29 protein-coding genes are annotated in these 21,366 nt (G+C 40.6%); 6 read left to right on the forward strand and 23 right to left on the reverse strand.

Annotation, left to right across the window (positions count from 1 at the left end; all coding sequences use genetic code 11):
* The first annotated feature begins 2 nt into the window (after window positions 1–2).
* A complete protein-coding gene (gene gltB, locus JWQ85_RS14810; protein WP_299469290.1) occupies window positions 3–3,527 on the forward strand; it encodes a glutamate synthase large subunit in 3,525 nt (1,174 codons plus the stop codon).
* An 8-nt stretch (window positions 3,528–3,535) separates the two neighbouring features.
* Window positions 3,536–5,017 carry a glutamate synthase subunit beta gene (locus JWQ85_RS14815; RefSeq protein WP_299469292.1) on the forward strand — a complete coding sequence of 494 codons (1,482 nt, stop codon included), beginning with the start codon at window positions 3,536–3,538 and terminating at the stop codon, window positions 5,015–5,017.
* A gap of 111 nt (window positions 5,018–5,128) precedes the next feature.
* Here JWQ85_RS14815 and JWQ85_RS14820 read toward each other — a convergent pair whose 3' ends face one another.
* The 4 genes from JWQ85_RS14820 to JWQ85_RS14835 form a co-directional block, all read right to left on the reverse strand.
* Window positions 5,129–5,323 carry a hypothetical protein gene (locus JWQ85_RS14820; protein WP_299469294.1) on the reverse strand — a complete coding sequence of 65 codons (195 nt, stop codon included), beginning with the start codon at window positions 5,321–5,323 and terminating at the stop codon, window positions 5,129–5,131.
* Between the two features lie 336 nt (window positions 5,324–5,659).
* A complete protein-coding gene (locus JWQ85_RS14825) occupies window positions 5,660–6,322 on the reverse strand; it encodes a YdeI family protein (protein WP_299469296.1) in 663 nt (220 codons plus the stop codon).
* A 9-nt stretch (window positions 6,323–6,331) separates the two neighbouring features.
* The gene (locus JWQ85_RS14830) at window positions 6,332–6,865 is read right to left on the reverse strand and encodes an RNA methyltransferase (RefSeq protein WP_299469298.1); all 534 of its coding nucleotides are present in this window, start codon (window positions 6,863–6,865) and stop codon (window positions 6,332–6,334) included.
* A gap of 24 nt (window positions 6,866–6,889) precedes the next feature.
* Entirely contained in the window at window positions 6,890–8,059 is a 1,170-nt protein-coding gene (locus JWQ85_RS14835; RefSeq protein WP_299469300.1) for a galactokinase, read from the reverse strand.
* A gap of 144 nt (window positions 8,060–8,203) precedes the next feature.
* Between JWQ85_RS14835 and JWQ85_RS14840 the strand changes: the two genes are divergently transcribed.
* Entirely contained in the window at window positions 8,204–8,497 is a 294-nt protein-coding gene (locus tag JWQ85_RS14840; protein WP_299469302.1) for a YciI family protein, read from the forward strand.
* A gap of 44 nt (window positions 8,498–8,541) precedes the next feature.
* Here the strand turns inward: JWQ85_RS14840 and JWQ85_RS14845 are convergent, their stop codons facing one another.
* The 4 genes from JWQ85_RS14845 to JWQ85_RS14860 form a co-directional block, all read right to left on the reverse strand.
* On the reverse strand, window positions 8,542–8,940 hold the full coding sequence (locus JWQ85_RS14845) for a hypothetical protein (protein WP_299469304.1): 399 nt from the start codon (window positions 8,938–8,940) through the stop codon (window positions 8,542–8,544).
* 72 nt (window positions 8,941–9,012) lie between these two features.
* A complete protein-coding gene (locus JWQ85_RS14850; RefSeq protein ID WP_299469306.1) occupies window positions 9,013–9,879 on the reverse strand; it encodes an aldo/keto reductase in 867 nt (288 codons plus the stop codon).
* A 136-nt stretch (window positions 9,880–10,015) separates the two neighbouring features.
* On the reverse strand, window positions 10,016–10,420 hold the full coding sequence (locus tag JWQ85_RS14855) for a DUF1761 domain-containing protein (RefSeq protein ID WP_299469308.1): 405 nt from the start codon (window positions 10,418–10,420) through the stop codon (window positions 10,016–10,018).
* 69 nt (window positions 10,421–10,489) lie between these two features.
* Entirely contained in the window at window positions 10,490–13,210 is a 2,721-nt protein-coding gene (locus JWQ85_RS14860; protein WP_299469310.1) for a carboxypeptidase regulatory-like domain-containing protein, read from the reverse strand.
* A gap of 177 nt (window positions 13,211–13,387) precedes the next feature.
* On the opposite strand from JWQ85_RS14860, the gene JWQ85_RS14865 reads away from it, so the two are divergent.
* Window positions 13,388–13,858, forward strand: coding sequence for a CYTH domain-containing protein (locus JWQ85_RS14865; protein ID WP_299469312.1), 471 nt, complete (start codon window positions 13,388–13,390; stop codon window positions 13,856–13,858).
* A 72-nt stretch (window positions 13,859–13,930) separates the two neighbouring features.
* Here JWQ85_RS14865 and JWQ85_RS14870 read toward each other — a convergent pair whose 3' ends face one another.
* Window positions 13,931–14,137 (reverse strand): hypothetical protein, encoded by a 207-nt coding sequence (locus JWQ85_RS14870; protein ID WP_129878044.1) that lies wholly within the window; start codon window positions 14,135–14,137, stop codon window positions 13,931–13,933.
* Window positions 14,138–14,287: 150 nt separating this feature from the next.
* Complete coding sequence (locus JWQ85_RS14875; protein ID WP_299469316.1) at window positions 14,288–14,842, reverse strand: GNAT family N-acetyltransferase; 555 nt, start codon at window positions 14,840–14,842, stop codon at window positions 14,288–14,290.
* A 101-nt stretch (window positions 14,843–14,943) separates the two neighbouring features.
* Between JWQ85_RS14875 and JWQ85_RS14880 the strand changes: the two genes are divergently transcribed.
* A complete protein-coding gene (locus tag JWQ85_RS14880; RefSeq protein ID WP_299469318.1) occupies window positions 14,944–15,453 on the forward strand; it encodes a hypothetical protein in 510 nt (169 codons plus the stop codon).
* Between the two features lie 89 nt (window positions 15,454–15,542).
* Here JWQ85_RS14880 and JWQ85_RS14885 read toward each other — a convergent pair whose 3' ends face one another.
* From JWQ85_RS14885 to JWQ85_RS14930, 10 genes are all read right to left on the reverse strand, one after another.
* Complete coding sequence (locus tag JWQ85_RS14885; protein WP_299469320.1) at window positions 15,543–15,716, reverse strand: hypothetical protein; 174 nt, start codon at window positions 15,714–15,716, stop codon at window positions 15,543–15,545.
* 36 nt (window positions 15,717–15,752) lie between these two features.
* Window positions 15,753–15,926 carry a hypothetical protein gene (locus tag JWQ85_RS14890; protein ID WP_299469322.1) on the reverse strand — a complete coding sequence of 58 codons (174 nt, stop codon included), beginning with the start codon at window positions 15,924–15,926 and terminating at the stop codon, window positions 15,753–15,755.
* Window positions 15,927–15,969: 43 nt separating this feature from the next.
* Window positions 15,970–16,185 carry a hypothetical protein gene (locus tag JWQ85_RS14895; RefSeq protein WP_299469324.1) on the reverse strand — a complete coding sequence of 72 codons (216 nt, stop codon included), beginning with the start codon at window positions 16,183–16,185 and terminating at the stop codon, window positions 15,970–15,972.
* A 68-nt stretch (window positions 16,186–16,253) separates the two neighbouring features.
* Window positions 16,254–16,442, reverse strand: a complete 189-nt coding sequence (locus JWQ85_RS14900; RefSeq protein ID WP_299469326.1) for a hypothetical protein — start codon at window positions 16,440–16,442, stop codon at window positions 16,254–16,256.
* 62 nt (window positions 16,443–16,504) lie between these two features.
* Window positions 16,505–16,747: a hypothetical protein gene (locus JWQ85_RS14905; RefSeq protein ID WP_299469328.1), complete on the reverse strand. Its 243-nt coding sequence runs from the start codon at window positions 16,745–16,747 to the stop codon at window positions 16,505–16,507.
* Window positions 16,748–16,807: 60 nt separating this feature from the next.
* Window positions 16,808–16,957, reverse strand: a complete 150-nt coding sequence (locus JWQ85_RS14910) for a hypothetical protein (protein WP_299469330.1) — start codon at window positions 16,955–16,957, stop codon at window positions 16,808–16,810.
* Window positions 16,958–17,001: 44 nt separating this feature from the next.
* On the reverse strand, window positions 17,002–17,145 hold the full coding sequence (locus tag JWQ85_RS14915) for a hypothetical protein (RefSeq protein ID WP_299469332.1): 144 nt from the start codon (window positions 17,143–17,145) through the stop codon (window positions 17,002–17,004).
* 45 nt (window positions 17,146–17,190) lie between these two features.
* Entirely contained in the window at window positions 17,191–17,334 is a 144-nt protein-coding gene (locus JWQ85_RS14920) for a hypothetical protein (RefSeq protein WP_299469334.1), read from the reverse strand.
* A 45-nt stretch (window positions 17,335–17,379) separates the two neighbouring features.
* Window positions 17,380–17,523, reverse strand: coding sequence for a hypothetical protein (locus JWQ85_RS14925; protein WP_299469336.1), 144 nt, complete (start codon window positions 17,521–17,523; stop codon window positions 17,380–17,382).
* 33 nt (window positions 17,524–17,556) lie between these two features.
* Entirely contained in the window at window positions 17,557–17,703 is a 147-nt protein-coding gene (locus JWQ85_RS14930; RefSeq protein ID WP_299469338.1) for a hypothetical protein, read from the reverse strand.
* Window positions 17,704–18,021: 318 nt separating this feature from the next.
* On the opposite strand from JWQ85_RS14930, the gene JWQ85_RS14935 reads away from it, so the two are divergent.
* Window positions 18,022–19,458, forward strand: coding sequence for a tetratricopeptide repeat protein (locus JWQ85_RS14935; protein ID WP_299469340.1), 1,437 nt, complete (start codon window positions 18,022–18,024; stop codon window positions 19,456–19,458).
* Window positions 19,459–19,471: 13 nt separating this feature from the next.
* Here JWQ85_RS14935 and JWQ85_RS14940 read toward each other — a convergent pair whose 3' ends face one another.
* The 3 genes from JWQ85_RS14940 to JWQ85_RS14950 all read right to left on the reverse strand — a co-directional run.
* Window positions 19,472–19,759, reverse strand: a complete 288-nt coding sequence (locus JWQ85_RS14940) for a hypothetical protein (RefSeq protein WP_299469341.1) — start codon at window positions 19,757–19,759, stop codon at window positions 19,472–19,474.
* Between the two features lie 220 nt (window positions 19,760–19,979).
* Complete coding sequence (locus JWQ85_RS14945) at window positions 19,980–20,354, reverse strand: helix-turn-helix transcriptional regulator (RefSeq protein ID WP_299469343.1); 375 nt, start codon at window positions 20,352–20,354, stop codon at window positions 19,980–19,982.
* Window positions 20,355–20,514: 160 nt separating this feature from the next.
* Window positions 20,515–21,366, reverse strand: an 852-nt coding sequence (locus tag JWQ85_RS14950; protein WP_299469345.1) for a 3'-5' exonuclease, incomplete at its 5' end; no start/stop codon positions are given.

Genomic DNA, 21,366 nt, shown 5'->3' on the forward strand with positions numbered 1-21,366 from the left:
AAATGGATCCGGTTAAAAAGGCGTTCTACGAATACCACGCTACCTTAATGGAGCCATGGGATGGCCCTGCCGCTATCAGCTTTACCGATGGTAAACTGGTTGGTGCCCTGCTTGACCGTAACGGCCTGCGCCCGCTGCGTTTTGTGATCACCAACGATGGCCGCGTTATAGCCGCATCAGAGGCCGGTACTTTAAAAATTGACGAAAGTACCGTTATCCGTAAAGGCCGCCTGCAACCCGGTAAAATGTTATTGATAGATACCGAAAAAGGTAAGATCATAACAGATGAAGAAATTAAGAAAGAGATCTCGGGCCAGCAGCCTTATGGCACCTGGCTTGATAATTATAAGATCCGTTTAGGCGAATTGCCCGAACCACGTTTGTCGTTCGCCAGCCTGAGCGCCGATGCTGTTTACCGTTACCAACAGGTATTTGGTTACAGCCGCGAGGATATCGATACCATTATTAAACCAATGGCGTTGGATGGTAAAGAGCCAATTGGCTCAATGGGTACCGATGTGCCTTTGGCCATTTTGTCTGATAAACCTCAGCACCTGTCCAGCTACTTTAAACAATTTTTTGCACAGGTTACCAACCCGCCGATAGACCCTATCCGCGAGCGTTTGGTAATGAGTTTAGCTACCTTTATAGGTAACAACGGCAACTTGCTGGATGAGGATAAAATGCACTGCCATTGTGTTGTGCTAAACCACCCTATATTAAAGAACCATCAGCTTGAAAAACTGCGTTCAATAGATACAGGCTTGTTCCACGCTAAAACCCTGCAAACTTATTATAATGCAGACGGTAATGCGGGTTCGATAGAAAAAGGTATTGCAAGGCTTTGCCGCTATGCCGAAGATGCTGTAGATGATGGCTTTGAGGTATTGATACTGAGCGACCGTGCTATCGATTCGGAGCATGCACCTATACCAATGCTGCTGGCTGTATCGGCAGTGCATCACCACCTGATAAAAAAAGGACGCCGTGGCGCGGTGGGTATTGTTGCCGAAACCGGCGATGTTTGGGAAGTTCACCACTTTGCTACTTTGTTAGCATTTGGCGCTACAGCTATTAACCCATACCTGGCGCTTTCTACCATCGAAACTTTAAAGAATAACGACCAGTTAGAAACCAGCCTTGATCTTAAAACGCTGTTCAAAAACTATGTAAAGTCGGTTAATGATGGCTTGTTGAAGATCTTCTCAAAAATGGGTATTTCAACGCTGCAATCATACCATGGCTCGCAGGTGTTCGAAATTCTTGGATTGAACAAAGAGGTAGTTGACCATTACTTTACCGGTGCGGTTACCCGTATTGAAGGCCTTGGCTTGGATGAGATCGCTAAAGAATCTCTTTGCAAACATAAAATAGGCTTTAACAGCCCTAAAACAGAAAATCATTTATTACCCGAAGGTGGTATTTACCAGTGGAAACGCCGCGGCGAAGCCCACTTGTTTAACCCAACTACGGTGCACTTGCTGCAGCATGCAACCCGCAGCAACAGCTATAATGTATATAAAAACTATGCTGCCGCGATAAACGAGCAAACAGATAAGCATTTCACCATACGTGGCCTGCTTGATTTTGCCCACCATCGCGAAGCCATAAGCATTGACGAGGTTGAGCCGATAGAAAACATCATGACCCGCTTTGCAACAGGTGCCATGTCGTTCGGGTCTATTTCGCACGAAGCACACAGCACAATGGCTATTGCTATGAACCGCATTGGCGGCAAAAGCAATACCGGCGAAGGTGGTGAAGACGAAATGCGCTATGATAAATTGCCAAACGGCGATTCCATGCGTTCGGCTATTAAACAGGTTGCATCGGCACGTTTTGGGGTTACCTCAAATTATTTAACCAATGCCGATGAGCTGCAGATTAAAATGGCACAAGGTGCAAAACCCGGCGAAGGCGGGCAGTTGCCAGGTCATAAAGTTGACGACTGGATCGCTAAAACACGCCACTCTACACCGGGCGTAGGTTTAATATCGCCACCGCCGCACCATGATATTTACTCGATAGAGGATCTGGCGCAGCTTATTTTCGATTTAAAGAACGCTAACCGTGCCGCGCGTATCAACGTTAAGTTGGTATCAAAAGCAGGGGTAGGTACTATAGCCGCGGGTGTTGCCAAGGCACACGCAGATGTTATTTTGATTGCCGGCTATGATGGTGGTACAGGTGCATCGCCAATAAGCTCGGTAAAACATGCGGGCTTACCATGGGAGCTTGGCCTTGCCGAAGCACACCAGACATTGGTACGTAACAAATTGCGTAGCCGTGTGGTATTACAAACAGATGGCCAGTTAAAAACCGGCCGCGATTTGGCTATTGCTACCCTTATGGGTGCCGAGGAGTGGGGCGTTGCAACCGCGGCACTTGTTGCCGGTGGCTGTATCATGATGCGTAAATGCCACTTGAATACCTGCCCTGTAGGTGTTGCCACGCAAGATCCCGAACTAAGGAAATTGTTTACCGGTAGCCCGGATCACGTTGTAAACCTGTTCCGCTTTATGGCAGAAGAGTTGCGTGAGATAATGGCCGAACTTGGTTTCCGTACCATTAACGAAATGGTTGGCCGCGTACAGTTCTTGAAAGTTAAAGAAGGTTTAAAAAGCTGGAAAGCGAAAACCATCAACTTGTCGGCTATCCTTCACCCGGTTACTACTGCGAAGGGCAGCACGCTTTACAACAGCGAAAAACAAGACCACGGTATGGATGCCATATTGGACTGGGAACTATTGAAGAACGCGAAAGTAGCCCTGGAAGATAAAACACCGGTATTTGCAACGTTTGACGTGAAGAACGTTGACCGTACCATTGGTACACTGCTATCAAACGAGATTTCGAAGATCTATGGTTCTGCAGGCTTGCCTGACAATACCATCAACTATAAATTTAAAGGTTCGGCAGGGCAAAGCTTTGGTGCTTTCACTACAAAAGGGGTTTCTTTTGAGCTGGAAGGCGAAGCTAACGATTATGTAGGTAAAGGCCTTTCGGGTGCTCAATTGGCTATATATCCTGCTGCAAACGCTACGTTTAAACCCGAGGATAACATTCTGATAGGTAACGTAGCCCTGTATGGCGCTACAAGCGGCGAGCTGTTTGTAAGAGGTATGGCAGGCGAGCGTTTCGCAGTGCGTAACTCGGGCGCTACAACGGTTGTAGAAGGTATTGGCGACCACGGTTGCGAGTACATGACCGGCGGTCGTGCGCTTATCCTGGGCGAAACCGGAAGGAACTTCGCGGCGGGTATGAGCGGTGGTATTGCCTGGATCTATAACCCTAACGGCACGTTTGCAGAAAACTGCAATACCGAAATGGTTGACCTTGACCCACTATCGTTAAAAGACGAAGAGCAAATAACCGCGTTGCTGAAGAAGCATATCAACTTAACCGGTAGCAAGCTGGCGCAATCCATCCTGAAAAATTGGGGTAAGGCTTCAACGCAATTCGTAAAAGTATTCCCTAAAGAGTACAAAAAAGTGTTAGAAAAATTAGAGTATCAAACCGTAAGCTAAATATTATAATGGGAAAAATTACAGGATTTCAGGAATTTAACAGGGAGCTTCCCCAAAAAACACCTGTTGCCGAAAGGGTTAAAAATTATAATGAGTTTGTTGGTTTGTATTCTGATGAAAAATTGAACCAGCAATCGGCACGCTGCATGAACTGCGGTATACCATTCTGCCATTCGGGTTGCCCGCTTGGTAATGTTATCCCGGAGTTTAATGATGCTGTGTACCGCAAAAACTGGGATGAAGCATACCAGATATTATCGTCAACAAATAACTTCCCTGAGTTTACCGGCAGGATCTGCCCTGCACCGTGCGAATCTGCATGTGTGCTTGGTATAAACAAACCACCGGTTGCTATCGAGGAAATTGAGAAACATATTATAGAGGTTGCCTACTCTAAAAACATGGTTAAACCTGTTGCCCCGCTTATTAAAACGGGTAAAAAGGTAGCCGTTATAGGTTCTGGTCCGGCTGGGCTGGCTGCTGCCGCGCAACTAAGCAAAGCAGGCCATGCTGTTACCGTATTTGAGCGCGACGACCGCCCCGGTGGTTTGCTGCGTTACGGTATCCCCGATTTTAAACTGGAAAAATGGGTGATAGACCGCCGTATCCAGATCATGGAAGAGGATGGTATTGAATTTAAATGTAATGCCGAGGTTGGTAAAAACATTCCTGCTGATGAAGTGGTACGTAACCATGATGCGGTAGTTTTGGCAGGTGGTTCAACCATCCCGCGTAACCTACCTATTCCGGGTCGCCATTTTAAAGGCGTTTACTTCGCCATGGACTTTTTAAAGCAGCAAAACAAACGCGTTAGCAGCATTGCTGTTGAAGGCGAAGATATTTTGGCGACAGATAAAGATGTTGTTGTGATAGGTGGTGGTGATACCGGCAGCGATTGCGTGGGCACATCAAACCGCCAGGGCGCGCGTTCGGTAAAGCAATTTGAGGTGATGGTGCAGCCGCCAGAGCAGCGTACCCCACATATGCCATGGCCAACTTACCCAATGGTTTTAAAAACAACCAGTTCGCACGAGGAAGGCGTCGAGCGTTCATGGGGTATCAACACCAAAGAGTTTTTAGGTGATGCCGATGGCAATCTAAGGGCGCTTAAAGTGACCGACGTAAGTTGGGAAATAGATGTAATGGGCCGCCCTATCAAATTCAACGAAGTTGAGGGCAGCGAACGCGAGATACCTTGCCAAAGAGTGTTCCTGGCTATGGGTTTTGTGAACCCGCAGTTTGAAGGCACATTAGAGCAATTGGGTGTTGAGCTTGACGAACGTAACAACGTTAAAGCTAAAGAAGGCGTTTACCGTACCAACGTAAGCAAAGTATTTGCAGCAGGTGATGTGCGCCGGGGACAATCATTGGTTGTTTGGGCAATATCAGAAGGCCGCGAGGCTGCCCGCAAGGTAGATGAATTTTTGATGGGCCACTCCAACCTGGAAAGCAAAGATGCTGTAAACCAGTTTGAGCAGGTGTTTTACTAAGAATAATAAGTCAGTCAGTTATAAACCGGGCCCTTGTCAGTTAATTCTGCAAGGGCTTTTTTGTGCAACGCCCACGGCACGTGGGCGCCAGCTTTGGGAGCTCCGTAGGAGCTACAGGTCGGTAGCTATTTTATACATAGTAAAATTGCGTGCCGTAGGTACGTAACTGGTAGCATACCTACGATATGCAAAACGCTCTTGAATTTTTTCTATTGATCTGTAGCCATATTGCTGGTGCACGCGCCAGCTCTTGTCCCTTAGTTGCGCGCCAGCGGGAGGTGTTCCATCCTGAACAAAATAGAACAAGCCTTAAATTCACAATTGCCTATAAATTAAATACTTATGTTTTAAATATGCGCGTTCGCTTATGATACTTCATGCACACTAAAAGGCCTAAATAAAGTCGAAAAAGGGCTAAAAAAAGTCGTTTTTGTTTGTGATTATTTTTGTTCCATTCCCCCAAAAGTGGAACAAAAGCCGGATTTTCATAAACTATTGTATATGGGTTAAATGAAGGCATAACGATGAAGTTTTTATTTAACTACTGACAGAATTTTATCAGTATCAATTAACTCATTATCAATATGTTCCATCTGTTCCGCTTGTTCCATTTTCAAAATGGAACAGGGTCAAAATTTGGCACTATTTATCCGATGGATTCTTTTTACCCGCCAGTAACATATCCACCATTTTGGCAATGCGGTTAACTCGTGTTTCTTCCTGCCTGGCACTCAATACCCAAATCACATATTCTTTACGATGTGACCAGGCCAGTTTCTCGTAGGTTGCCATAGCTGCAGGCGTAGCGGCTAACGCTTTGTGCAGATAGGGTGGCAGGGTTATTTGTTTTTTATCAACATCGATATAAGCCGAGTAATCGTTTTCTTTTCGGATAGCTTCTTTGCTGCTGTTAGATTTTTTAACCAAATGCTCGGGGCGGAAACGTAGGGTTGTCCAAATATCGTTAATAGCCGCAGATGCAACCGGGCGAAGGCCATGCTTTGCGGGTTCATCCCAACTGCTCATCATTTCCAAATCTGTTTCAATACCGGAATTTTTCTTGGGATAGATCACCCATAGCACAGTCTCATCGGTTAAAACCGGTTTTAGCTGAGTTATTGCAACACCTAATTCATGGTTATTTTTTACAAAAATCTGTATGCCATTAAAATTGCCTTCTGGCGTAAAAGATAGCCGAACATCATCCGGCAATGGTTCAAGCGTTGCCAGGTAATCTTCGGGTGCGTTCATGATCAGCCAATGCTGGCCGGGTTTTATAAGTAGTTTTTTTGCAAGTGGGCTCATGTTATGAATCTATTTCAAATTCAATTTAGCAAAGAAATCCCATAAAACAATCCCTGCCGATACCACTATATTAAAAGAATGCTTAGTGCCAAACTGGGGTATTTCTATACAGGCATCAATCTGCTGCATCACCTCGTCACTTACTCCATTAACTTCGTTACCAAATATCAGCGCATATTTTGCATTAGCGGCAGGGGCAAAGGTGTTCAGCATAATGCTGTTTTCGGCCTGTTCAATGGCTATTATTTTGTAACCATCGGCACGTAGTGTTTCAACGGCTTGTAGGGGCGTTTCAAAATATGTCCAGTTGATAGATTGTGTAGCGCCTAAAGCGGTCTTCTCGATCTCGCGATGGGGGGGCTGGGCTGTTATACCACACAGGCAGATCTGTTCTACAGCAAAACCATCGGATGTGCGGAATATGGAACCGATATTGTGCATGCTGCGCACATTATCAAGCACTACGGCGACAGGCAGTTTATCTTGCGCTTTAAATTCATCTACAGTAGCACGGTTCAGTTCATCCAGTTTTAACTTGCGCATATATCGAAATGGTAAACCGCGAAATTACGATTTTACCACTTCATTCAATACACCAACACCATTACCAATTAATGAGGCATAAACAGATGGTGCATAGCCTATTTTAGATGTGTAATATGCGGTAACTTCCTCGCTGAACTTATCAAAGGCATCTTTTTTGACCAATGCAATGGCGCAACCGCCAAAGCCGGCACCCGTCATACGTGCACCTGCAACATCAGGGTTGGTTTTGGCATAATCTACAACAGTGTCCAATTCTACACCGCTTACCTCGTATAAATCGCGCAGAGATTGGTGCGATGCATACATCAGACGGCCAAATTCGGCCAGGTTGTTATTGCTCAATGCTTTCGCGGCCAGTTTTACACGGTCGTTCTCTTCTACAACGTGTTTGGCGCGGCCTTGTACAACGGCATCGGTTATCAGGTGTTTGTGTTTATCGAATGTTTCGGAGTCGATATCGCACAGGTAATTAATATCCAGTTCCTGTTTTAAGGCAGCAAGGGCTGTTTGGCATTCCTGCACGCGTTCGTTGTATTTAGATTCGGCCAGTTTGCGGGGTTTGTTTGTGTTGATGATAGCCAAGAGGTAATCGCCCAGGTTACTGTCAACCGCCTGGTAATCCAACGTATCGCAATTAAGCATCAAGGCTTTGTCCTTTTCGCCAAAAGCAACCGCAAACTGGTCCATTATGCCGCAGTTTACACCAATAAATTTATTCTCAACCGCTTGTGATAGTTTCACCAGGTCAAGTTTGCTGTAACTCGCGTTAAACAGGTCGTTTAAGGCAAATGCTGTAACCACTTCTATTGATGCTGATGATGAAAGCCCCGATCCAATTGGGATATCGCCATAAAACAGCATATCTAAACCTTGCAGATCTTTGCCATCATTTTGAAAATGAGCTATTACACCAACGGGATAATTATACCAAACTTCGCCTGTTTTTTTATGATCAGCATTTAAAGGCACTTCTGCCTGTTCAGAAAAGTTAAGGCTTTTAAACCTGAAAACATTATCGCTATTTGGCGATATAAGCAAGTAGGAGCCGAATGTGATTGCACATGGCATAACCAAGCCGCCGTTATAATCAATATGTTCGCCTATCAGGTTTACCCTGCCTGGCGAAAAATAAGTATCAGTTGCTTCTTTACCGTATAGTTTAATAAATTCCTGTTGCAGATCCGCTTTCATAATTGGTTTTTTGTAATTGGAAAGCAAATATTGTAAATTATACAGTTATTTCGCTACCCTAAATGGTTTTTTTGTAAGGTTATTTGCATCCTAAACAGAACTTGTATTTATTTGTTAATTATCTGTTATAAAACATAGCTAAACATGAACCAATATATTGTTACAGCATACGATTACACCGACGAGGGCGCGCTTGCACGCCGCATGGGCGTACGCCCACACCACTTTGATGCAGCCAAAGTTTTAAAAGAGAACGGCAATTACGTTTTAGGCGGCGCTATACTGAATGACGCGGGCAATATGATAGGCTCGGTTATGGTATTACAGTTTGAGAGCGAGGAAGGCCTTGTTGCATGGCAGCAAAGCGAGCCATATATCACCCAGAAAATATGGGAAACTGTTGATGTGAAGCCGTTTAAAGTAGCTAATGTTGGTTGATTTAACCACAGAGAACACAGCGTTTTCACAGAGAGTACATAGGTTTATTCTGCAATTTCTGCTTTTTGGTATTCCCAGTCGCCGGTTGTGTTTCTTGAATAGTAGGCGATATAATTGATACCTTCTGTTTTAAAACTAAGTTCAAAGGTTTGTTCGTTGGGGTCATCAGGTAAAAATTGCTCGATAATACTATCGGCTACAAGTTGTACTGTATCTTCTTTTGGCTGTTGTTCAATTTTAGCTTTGAGCCTGGCTTTGTAATCTGCAAAGGTTGCAAAGGTAGGTTGGGTGCCATTAAGTTCACGGGCGGCATTAAAAGCGGCTTCCTCAGCTTGCAGCCTATATTCTTCCATGGCTTTCAATAGTCCGTCGGCGGCTATCTCGGGCATGCCATCTGTACCTTGCGAATAATAATTATTCAAAATTTCCTCTTTGCTTTTCATCACGACAAAAATACATATAACAAAAAAGGATGCTGAATATTCAGCATCCTTTTTTGTTAATGATTATTGGAATTATCCTACGGGCGGCGATATGCCGTCCAATTTGTCGATATCTTCGGCATCCAGCGTTATATCTGCTGTTTTCATGTTTTCCTCAAGGTGGGCAACACTTGATGTGCCCGGTATCAATAATATATTTTTTGAATGGTTCAATAACCAGTTTAGCGCTACCTGGTGTACAGTTGCGCCATGCTTATCAGCCACCTGCTGCAGTTTTTCCTGGCTTGCCACGTTGCCTGCATTAAGCGGAAACCATGGAATGAATGCGATATTATTATCTTCGCAATAGTTTAATACACCTTCCCATAGGCGGTTATCCACACTGTACATATTTTGTACAGATACCACTTCAAAATAATCCTGTGCTCTCTTAATATCGTCTATACCCACTTCCGATAAACCAATGTGTTTTATCTTACCATCTGCCTGGGCTTGCTTTAAAAACTCAAAACTTTGTTCGGCGGGTACATTAGGATCAATGCGATGGAGTTGATATAGTTCGATCTGATCGAGCTTTAAGCGTTTCAAGCTGCCTTCCAGCGCTTCTTTTAAATGTGCAGGACTCGAATTTATAGGCCACTGATCAGGGCCGGTGCGTAGCAGGCCGCCTTTTGTTCCAATTACCAGATCGGCGGGGTAGGGATAAAGCGCCTCGGCGATCAGCTCTTCAGAAATATGCGGACCGTAACTATCGGCAGTATCAATAAAGTTAACACCAAGTTCTACAGCGCGTTTTAAAACACGGATGGCTTCGTCTTTATCTTTTGGCGGGCCCCAAATGCCTTTGCCCGTAATGCGCATGGCGCCATAACCTATACGGTTAACCCTAAGTTGGCCGCCTATGCTAAATGTTTTTGGGGATGTTGTTGCGTTGCTCATAATCATTAAATCTTATGATAAAATTAATTAACGCTAAGTAAGCTTTATTGTTCGATGCAATAGCTCATAAAATTGTCATATCGCCCTGCTGTGGGCAATAAGTATTAATATTAGGAATAAAATTAAGGCAGATAAATTATCGCCACAAACCAATTATCGCACCCATTAGTGTTAGGGATACTACACTATAGCCACCGTTTATAAAAATGTAACGCCAGCTTTTCAGTTCGAATAAGCTATGTATTGCTATAGCGCCAAACGTCCATATCCCGGCAAGGAAACCAGCCGTTGCCCCCCAGGTAACATCTGTTTTAGCTTCAGCCAAAAATATGGCCAGGTTGGCTGCCATTATCAATGAAAATAAGGCCGTGAAACCAAATATTTTTGCTTTGTTGCCTTTTTGGATCTCTTCGGCAGTAAGCTTACTATCTGCCATCCAGGCATTGCCAAATAAAGGCGGTGCATACCAAATGCCGCCAACAGCAAAGCCGGATAAAGCCGCTACTAAAACAGCCGGCCAGTTAACCAATGACATATCCATACGTTTGAGATTTAAGTTTACCTAAATGTATGAAATTAACATTGAATTATGCAGCCGTAAAACGCTGTGCTACTTTACGGTATAATGTAATACAGACCTGCCCAGGTTGCCATCTGCATCCATGCCTTCAATAGTAGCGCGGTAGTTGCCCTTACCATCAGAGTTGAAAAACTCAAATGAAGTTATGCCTGTTTTATCGGTTTTTACTTTAGGGTTCCAAAAAATAGTGCTGCGCAAATCGCCGCCAAAAGCACCCTGTTTTAAAGGATCGTACTTTGGCGAATAAAATTCGCGTGATACACTGTAACCTTGCGCGTTATAAGTAAGCAGGTTGCCTTTTGGTAACATGTCCTGCAGTTGGGCAAATGTAATTTTTGATTTTTCTACCTTTTTAGTGATAATAGATACAATACCATCTGTTTGGTAATTTTTGTTAATGTTACTAAAACCATCACTTTTAAAAACTTCTACATTTTCTACGTCTAAACCGGTAAGGCTTCCCAGGTAACTAAAATCAACAGGGCTGCCATTTACAAATACCTGCATTGGCAAGCGGTTTTGGTTAGAAATATTTTTAGTAAAATAAAGGTTGTTTTCTTCCACCGAAACGCCTAATAACATTGAGGGTAAACATTGGAACAGATTACCGCAATCTTTAAATCGTTCGCGTCTTAGCTCCTGATCGGCCATCATGGGTAGGGTGGATAGTGATCCGTAATCATTGTGTGTGGGCCTTTTAACCAACGATGTAGATTTTATTACAACTTCTTTTAAGATATGTAAATTCTCATACTGCTTTTTACTATTATCAAGTAAGGTTTTAAAAGAGCTATCAATATTGGCCACCTCGTCCAAAGCATTAATATTCTTTGTAGCCGACTGGTAACTGTCGCCGGTTACCGATATCATAAGGTTTTTACTTAGGGGATTATTACGTGCGCTAATAATTACCTGCGACGAATCTGGAAAGTTAAGCTTAGGGAATTTAAAATTACCTGTCATATCCGTCATGGTTTCAGCATATAGGTTTTTACCCGGAATTTGAAGACGTAAATTGCCTTTTGATATTGGCATACCGGTATTGTTACGCAACATACCAGCTATCTCAAGGCCCTGCTGCTCTGGATAGAGATATATCTGCGGGAATTTACCGGTTAAAATATTACGGTATGATATGCGGCGGTAACCTTGGGTAAGCATTAAAATATCAAGGTTAGCATCTGCATTTTCGTCTTTACTTATAAAATAATAGTTAGGCTTTTCAATGTATCCTTTTATATCAGATGTAAGCAACAGGTTTGTCATGATGGTAGTTTCGGCGTTTTCATCAAACGGCACCTTTGATTCATCGATAACCGAAACCGAAAACTCACCTTCTACCGGTAACGCATTGTTTTTTGCTGAAACCGATAGTTTAACTTTTTGCCTTATCGAGTATGTTTTACGATCGGCCGCAAGTGATAAATTAAGCATATCGTTATGCTTTATAAATACAATGCGCTCGCTTAGTGCTATGCCCCTTTCAGAGAAAAGTGTTAATTGTACAATGCCGGTAGGGAACTTACTTTTTGGAATAGGCGCACTATAATTGGGCGTTTGTAAGGCAGTTTGGGCCGCAAAATAAATAGCGCCACCACTTTGAGCTACGATATAATACATTTTACCCTGGTTCGCTTTAAAATACGGATCGTTTGCCGATAGTTTAATGTTCAGGTTTTCGGGGTCGTTATTAAATACTGCCAAAGTAATGCCTGCCGGTTTAATGCGGGGCATATCATAGGTTGTTGATACCCCATCAGGGAAAGTTATGTTTGCCTTATACGTTTTAGCATCTTCGGGCAGTATGGCAAATACGCCCATGCCTAAATGCTGCGATTCTAGGTTGGCCACTACTGTGCCTGTGTTATCTGTAATGGTGCCTTTAACATTGATACCCAAACCATTTGTATTAACGGCTTTAAAGGCTACTTTAGATCGTACACCAAGTGTAAGCTCGCCGCCTTCGGGAAAAAACTGCACATCGCGTTCGGCTATGGCTGAATTTAGCGGAAACTTGTTTAAAGATTCTTTACGATTCCCTAATTCTATCGAAGTGGTCAGGATCGCATTTTTTAGGGATGCATTAGCATTTTCGTTTAAAACTACGTTTAGTACACCGTTTTGGTCTGTAGTACCCTTGCCCTTACTAATATCGTCGCCGTTTGCGTTGGATATGCTCCAGTTTACTTTTTTGTTTGATAATACTTCGCCCGGCTGCTTGTAGCTAATTGCGGCACTTACTTTTGGTTTGCCCGCTACCGCCGTTGTATTGAAAGATATATTTGTGTTAACGTTAGCCTGTATTGTATTACCTATAGCTATGTTCTTATTATAAAAATAATCTGAGTCAAAGTTGCGCATCCATGCAGTATATGCCCTTAAGTGATAATTGCCCTGCTTGTACGCATCCGGAGAAAGAATAATGTTACCATGAGCAACGCCATTTACAACCGGCAGCTTTAATATTTTTACTAACGAATCCTGATTAGCAATATCTACATATACAATATTACTTAGGGCCGATGGCTGATGTTTATCAAGAGTTACATAGGCTTTAAACCAAATGGTATCGCCGGCGGCGTAATAGGGCTTATCTAAATGCAGGTAAACTTTCTCAATTGGAAAGCTGCTTATAAACTTTGCCGTTTTAGTAATGATGGTATTTAAGCTAACAGTATCCCTTTGTGCAAAGGCGGGTGCAATTAAACAGGTAGTCAGGAATATGACCAACGTGATTTTTTTCAGGCTCATATAATAGTTAAAGTAGCGTGGCTAATATAAACATTTAGCTTTACTGCATGTTCAAAGGTATGAGTTTTAACATTTCATTAACGTTTAAGCAAATGAAAAAACACCCATAAATGTACTGTATAAACGAGTTTTTAAAAAAAGTATTATTGTAATTTACATGCTACAAAACAAAGCGATATGCCAACCGAGATAGAAAGGAAATATTTAGTTGATCACAAAAAATGGGAAGGGCTTATTAAGCCTACAGGTAAACTGTATAAGCAGGGTTATATATTAAGCGAAGAAAGGCGTACAGTTAGGATACGTGTTACTAATGATGCTGCCTATATCACCCTTAAGGGGGCATCAACCGGCATAAGCCGCAGCGAATATGAATACACTATACCAGTAAACGAGGGTAACGAGATACTGGATAACTTTGCCACATCATTAATACAAAAAACGCGCTATAATATTGAATATGCCGGGCATACCTGGGAAGTAGATGTTTTTACCGGTGATAATAACGGACTTATTGTTGCCGAGATAGAGTTACAAAACGAAGATGAACAATTTGAAAAGCCCGAATGGATAGGGCCGGAAGTAAGCCACGATAGCCGTTATACTAACGCCAGCCTATCTGTTTATCCTTATAAAGACTGGAAATAAACTAAAAATTTGATCGCATAAAAAAAACCTGCCTTTATTGGGGCAGGTTTTTTTTGTAGGTGTAAATATTATTTACCAGCCAGAACCTTTTTTAGCGTTACCGTTTTTAACGTGTTCTTCTGCTGTAGCTTTGCCCATGATAGCAGCCATTTTGTTACCTTCTGCATCTTTACCTGTAGCAATGTATCTGCCAGATTTAATGTCGATAACAGGGTCAATCATTGGAACATTTTTAGTTTTTGTTTTTACTGAATACGCGGTGATTCCTGAAGCTGCCATGTTTAGTTTTTTTTAAGTTTTTTAATTGTAACTGGATTAATTGTGTTTTGTTTTTATTATCTGTTAACTTGTTTTACACCTTAACAGGTAATGCTTGTAATATGAAGGCAATATATGTATTTATACTTAACTAACAAATTATACAAATGTTCATTTTTTTGCACATATTAACGAATATATAGCCGAATCGAGGAAATTGCCGTTAAAGTAGCAGTTCTCTTTAAAGTAACCCTCACGTACAAAGCCGGTTTTCTCCAGCAGTTTTATTGATACCTGATTAGCCGGATTGGCGTTTGCTTCTATAGAATGCAGCTTTATATTATTAAAGCCATACTGTATTACTGTGTTTAGTGCTTCGCTCATTATGCCTTTGCCCTGGTACGCCGGGTTAAGCATGTAGCCAATTTCGGCACGGTAATGCTCGGGCAATATTTGCCAGTAGCCTATTGTACCTATTAATGTATCCGAATCTTTCAGCGTAATGGCCCACAATATAGATTCGTTTTTTTGCTGCAGCAGGTCAACCTTTTTTATCCATTCCTCAACTTCGGTTATGGAAACGGGGAGGGGCCTGTCAATATATTTCATTACCTCTTCATTGCTTCGCATACTGTAAATTTCAGCGGCATCGTTATCTGTAACAGCCCGTAGTTTTAGGCGTTTACTAAACAATTGCGGAGAGGGGTGCAGGTTTAATTTGAGCATAATTTATACCTTATAAATATAGCGTATAAAGAGATGTATATAATAAGGTATGGAACTTTTTATAGACTTTAGCGTTTACCTATCAGCAATAAACAAATAACATGAAACTATACACTATTATTAGCCTGTGTACTTTGGCACTTGCCTCGTGCGCGGGTAATGGAAACAAAAGCGCAGACACTACCAAAACGGCAGCAGAAGATACAGCTTACGCCAGCAAGCTGAATGCACCTGCCCAAAACATGGAATATTGTTTTATACGTACCGAGGGTACAAGTAACCAGGATACTACAGCGGTTCATTTAGTAATAAACGCAGATAAGGTAAATGGCGAGATGAACTGGATCCCAAAAGAAAAGGATGCACGTAAAGGGACTTTAGTAGGGACTATGTCTGGTAATAATATTAAAGCGGTATGGACTTTTATGCAGGAAGGTATGAAAGATACGCTTTCGGTTGAATTGGAGCTATCGGCCCAACAGTTATTACAACGGCCATTTAAGGTAACCAGTGCGGGGCGCCAGGAAGTGGACAGGGCTGCCGGATATACTATAGTGTATGAGCTTGATAATTGCGAGAAGTTTAAAACTCCTGTAAAACCAGCTTTATAAGGAACAGTTGAGTTTGAGTACTCATACCTCAATGCCTCGTTATTTATAACGGGGCATTTCTTATGTGTCAGTTTCTGATTTATTTGCGATTAGTCGGCAGTTGCGATATCTGATTTTGGTGCTGATGAGCTTTTAACAGAAACGGTTATACTATCTTCTTTTAACTTATTTGATTCGATCTTATTATCGGTTTTGGTAGTAAGCGAAAATGCAGTTACTGCCGATGTTAAAATTAATGCTGCTGCTATGATTATCTTTTTCATTTATGTGTTTATCTATTGAGATTTAGGTAGTAATATTTAGTCGGCAGTTGCGATATCTGATTTTGGTGCTGATGAGCTTTTAACAGAAACGGTTATACTATCTTCTTTTAACTTATTTGATTCGATCTTATTATCAGTTTTGGTAGTAAGCGAAAATGCAGTTACTGCCGATGTTAAAACTAATGCTGCTGCTATGATTATCTTTTTCATTTGTGTTTGTCTTTATTGAATGAGTTGTAAGGGTAATAATTAATTAGTCCGCAGTACCTACGTCTTTTTTGTTATCCGCAGTACCAACATCTTTCTTGTTATCTGCGGTGCCTACGTCTTTTTTATTGTCCGCAGTACCTACATCTTTTTTGTTATCGGCAGTGCCAACGTCTTTTTTGTTTGAGAAAGCTGATGCGCTAACTGTAGTTGCTGATAATGTGCTGAATATGATTGCTGTTGCTATGATTAATTTTTTCATGATCGTTATTTGTGGTTGTGTTATTTATAATTGATTGTGTTGTAGTCTCTGTTATAGTTGATTATTAATTAGTCTGCAGTGCCTACGTCTTTTTTGTTATCAGCAGTACCTACATCTTTTTTGTTATCAGCAGTACCTACGTCTTTTTTATTATCGGCAGTACCTACGTCTTTTTTGTTTGAGAAAGCTGATGCACTAACTGTAGTTGCTGATACTGTACTGAATATGATTGCTGCTGCTATGATGAATTTTTTCATGATCGTTATTTTGAATGTTTTTTATGATTTGGGGTAATTGATATCGTCTGTTGGTTATATAATTAGTCTGCAGTGCCTACGTCTTTTTTATTATCGGCAGTACCAACATCTTTTTTATTATCGGCAGTGCCTACGTCTTTTTTATTGTCCGCAGTACCTACATCTTTTTTGTTATCTGCAGTGCCTACGTCTTTTTTGTTTGAAGTGGCTTTTGCTGGGGTAGCATTGTTATTAACTGTTAAAGTTGCTGCTGATAAAGCGCCCGTGCTGAATATTAATGCTGCTGCTATGATGAATTTTTTCATGATCTTATTTTGAATGTTTTTTATGAATTGGGGTAATTGATATCGTGTTATTGGTTATAATTAGTCTGCAGTGCCTACGTCTTTTTTGTTAGCTATAGTGCTTCTCTCAATTGTTGCTGTAGGCTTGGCGGTATTTTCTTTTGTGCATGATGGTAATATGCCCGCGCTTAATAGTAATAATGCTACTGCTGTTATGATGGTCTTTTTCATGATTGTTTATTTTAGTTGTTAGGGGTATTTGTTAATAGGGTTAATTAATCGGCAGTGCCAATGTCTTTTTTAAATGTCATTGTGTTTTGCACGAAGGTGGCGGTAGGTTTTACGGTTACCTGTTTGGTGTATGACGGTAAAACTGCTGTTGTTAAAATTAGTGCTGCTGCTATGATTATCTTTTTCATAATGATTTATTTTAGTTTGTTAGGGGTATCTGTTAAATGGGTTAATTAATCGGCAGTGCCAATGTCTTTTTTAAATGTCATTGTGCTTTGCACGAAGGTGGCAGTAGGCTTTACGGTTATCTGTTTGGTATATGATGGTAAAACTGCTGTTGTTAAAATTAGTGCTGCTGCTATGATTATCTTTTTCATAATGATTTATTTTAGTTTGTTAGGGGTATCTTTTAAGTGGGTTAATTAATCGGCAGTGCCAATGTCTTTTTTAAATGTCATTGTGCTTTGCACGAAGGTGGCATTAGGTTTTACGGTTACCTGTTTGGTATATGATGGTAAAATGCCTGTTGTTGAAATTAGTGCTGCTGCTATAATTAACTTTTTCATAATTGTGTTTTTTAATGTTCTTTTCTAACTTATTTAATCTGCGGTACCAATATCTTTTCTTATACCGGTAGTAGCCTTTAAAAATATATCCATTGTTGTATGCACACTTGTTTGTTTAACGCAAGAGGATAGCAATACCCCGCTTACTAATACTATATATGCAAGTAGATTTCTTTTCATATCATTTTTAGTTTTATTAACCTGTAAATAAATGTTAATTATAGGGCTACTTTACAACTGTTTGAGTTGGAAATTGTAACTATAAGTTAACAATATTCGCATATTTATTTGTACTATTGGATGTGACTCAATAATATATTATAACACACTTAACTAATTAGTAGTCAGTATATTAACAAGACAAATATAAATATGTTTTTCAATTTTAAGGTAACAATTAAAAATAAATTTTCATACCTTTTTTTTTAAATTTAACCTAATGTACTATTGTTGTAATTATTTTATAACTTTCACCATAATATAACGTATAGAGCTCTAATGAATAGAATTTTTACTCTTCTTATTTTCTTTTTTGTTTGTAGTACTGTATATGCGAAGGGTAATGTTGATGTTACTGCACAGGATACTAACGAAGTAATAAAATTAAATAAGCAAGCTTACGATAATCGCCTAACAAGCCCCGACCAAACAGTTAGTTACGCATCTAAGGCTCTGGCTATTGCAGAAAAGGCCGGTTATGACAAAGGGATTGGTGAGGCCTACCGTGTAAGGGGGATTGGTAATTACTATTTAAACCAGGCAAGCGCGGCTATTCATGATTATTTGCAGGCGCTATCTTACTTTTCAAAAATTAAAGATCTAAGAAGTGAGGCAAAGGTTTATAATAATATAGGTAACTTATACCTTGATAATAATTACGCAAATTCATTAGAGTATTTAAAAAAAGCTTTAGTTATTGCCGAAAAATTAGCTGATAAACAGTTAATTGGTTCTCTCTATTTAAATATTGGTAACGTTTATTATCGTAAAAAAAGCTTTTATCAGGCTTTAACTTATTATGACAAGGGTAACGAAATCTTTTCCTCCATTAAAGATTCGGTAAACCTAATTCAAGCGCTTCAAAACAGAGGGGTAATTTATTTTAACCTTAATCAATACGATATTGCCGAAAAGCTGTTATTGGCGGCCAATAAAGCGGCTAAAGAAAGAGATTTGAATAAACCCGTTGCCAGTACAAACTTAACACTTGCATCGCTATATATAGCGCAAAAAAGGTTTGACGATGCAGAGAAGATTGTAAGGGAAGGGCAGGCTTACTCAAAAGCTGTTAAAGATGAGAAGCTGGAGTCTGATTATAATTACACTATTTATCAGTTAGAAGCTAAACGCAAGAACTACGAACGGGCTTTATATTATCTGCAAATGATATTTAGGCAAGACAGTACTATTTATACTTCTAACGAGTCTACCCAGATAAGCATGTTGCAGGAGCAATTTAAACAGCAGGCAAGGCAGCGCGAAAACGAGCTTATTATACAAAGGCAACAAAATGATCGTATTAAGTTTTGGGCGGTAACTATTGTGGCCGGTTTGCTATTAGTAGTAATTGCCCTGTTAATAAGCAATGTTAAACGTAAAACGGTAACTAATACCAAACTTACCGAACTTAATGAGGAAGTTTCCCGACAGAAGGATAACCTTGACAGAGTGAATCATCACCTCGAAGAAATTATTGATGAGCGTACAAAAGATCTGCAGATAAAGAACAAGAAACTTTCCGAATACTCGTCTTATTTGTCGCACCAGATACGGGGGCCGATAGCCACGCTGCGCGGCTTAATGAATTTGGAGAAAGAAGGTCTTGTGGATGAAAAGGAATGTATTAATATGATGGATAAATGCGTATCCGATATTGACCAGAAGATCATTGAAATGAGTGAAATGCTTAATGACACAAGTAAAAATGTTTTTTAAACAATCATTATTCTCAACTCGGATAAGTGCTGTGTATCTGTGCTTCAAATAATCCCAAATACATACAATACATTGATATCATTTGCAGGATAAGTAATTGTCTGTGGCGTTTATAGCCTTCAGTTTCAAAAGCCAGGGTTTCATTACCTGCGGTAACAAAAAATCTTACTTCACCCTTCCTTGGTTTAACACGTGTTTTTACTAAACCAGATGCCTTAACTTTTAACTTGCTGCGCCTGTCATGTATGGTTCCACCTTTTGGCAAGTCGGCATTTGAAATAGATATCATGTAGTTTGACATAGTATTTTTGTTATACCATAGTCATTACAATTTTAAATCCAAATAACCTGATAAGGCTTCTCTAAAATGAAAAACGGTAATAAATCGATTTGTATTTTCATTTCACTTAAATTAATTAAAGGTTAGTTTAATAGTTAAGTGAAAGTGAATAAAAATCACTTTATTACCGCAATAAAACAGGACTAACTGTTGTATTTATTGAACAGTATTTAGGTTGCACTTATAGGGAAACATGGTTTTTGTTCAGCAATTCTTCATAAAGTAAAATTACTTTACGTTGTAAATTGGTGATCTCTGTTTCTCTGTCAACAAGTTTTTTCTGAATTATGCTCAAGCTCAAATCTTGTGTACTTGGCTCTTGTATATATTCAAGTGACAGCAGGTTAACAACGCTTACCTCAAATATATTGGCAATTTGCTCCAGTCTTGATAAGTTGATATCGGTAACACCCGTTTCAATTTTTGAAAACGCAGGTATAGATATACCTAAACGGTTTGCAACATCTTCCTGGCTCCAACCATGTTCATGGCGCAGGGTGCGGATATTTTTACCGGCAGACTTGTTAGTCTTCTTTTTTATAGTCTCGCTCATCATGTACATAATAATAAATATTAATTAAGGGAAAAGGTTATTAATACTTGTCCAAACCTAATGCCACAGATTAAATACACCTTAATTATGCATGATTAACGGATAGTTAATGTTATTGCGTGAAAATTGTGGAATTTGTTCTACAAATAGTGGGAATAAATATTTACTCTACCCCACTAATTATACTCAGTTTCGCGAATTTTAAGAGTAGTTGTTTCTGGCCAATTTCTTTAAAAAAGATGGTCGCTTTTATATCGGGTTTATTGCCTTCCAGTGTAAGTACTTTACCAAATCCAAAACGCTCATGCTCTACCTGCATACCAACCTGCAGGTTTGATGTATCTGATGGTTTAAAATCTGGGGATGGCACATGGGCCTTTGCCAGGATAGATGTAGTTTTAACGGGCGGGGCAGTAGCAGCTTTAGGTTTAGAAAAAGTATCGGCTTTTCTGCTCCAGGCATTACGCTCGTCATCAAATGAACCCGATGTAGATACGGGTTTAGCTGTAAAATCAAGCTCCAGGTACTTCGCGTCAATCTCGTCTAAAAAACGGCTTGGCTCGCAACTTATAAGTGTGCCAAATTTAAAACGCGATGTTGCGTAACTAATGGTTAATTTATATTCGGCACGGGTAATGGCCACATAAAACAGGCGGCGTTCCTCCTCCAGATCGCTGCGCGAGTTAAGCGACATTTGCGATGGGAACAGGTTCTCTTCCAGCCCTACAATGTGTACTTGCGGAAATTCCAACCCTTTTGATGAGTGGATGGTCATAAGGGATACCGTGTCAGCATCTTTGTCTTTATCCTTATCATCGTTGGTTAACAAGGCAACATCCTGCATAAAAACGTCAAGTCCCTTTTCCTCAATATCTTCCCGTTCCGAGAACTCTTTTATCCCGTTTAGTAACTCCTGTATATTTTCGTAACGGTTAAGTCCCTCAACAGATTTATCTTCATATAAATCTTTAAGCAAACCGGAGTGTTGCGCAATATGTAATGCGGCTTCGTAAGC

Source organism: Mucilaginibacter sp., assembly GCF_028288105.1.
GTDB lineage: Bacteria > Bacteroidota > Bacteroidia > Sphingobacteriales > Sphingobacteriaceae > Mucilaginibacter.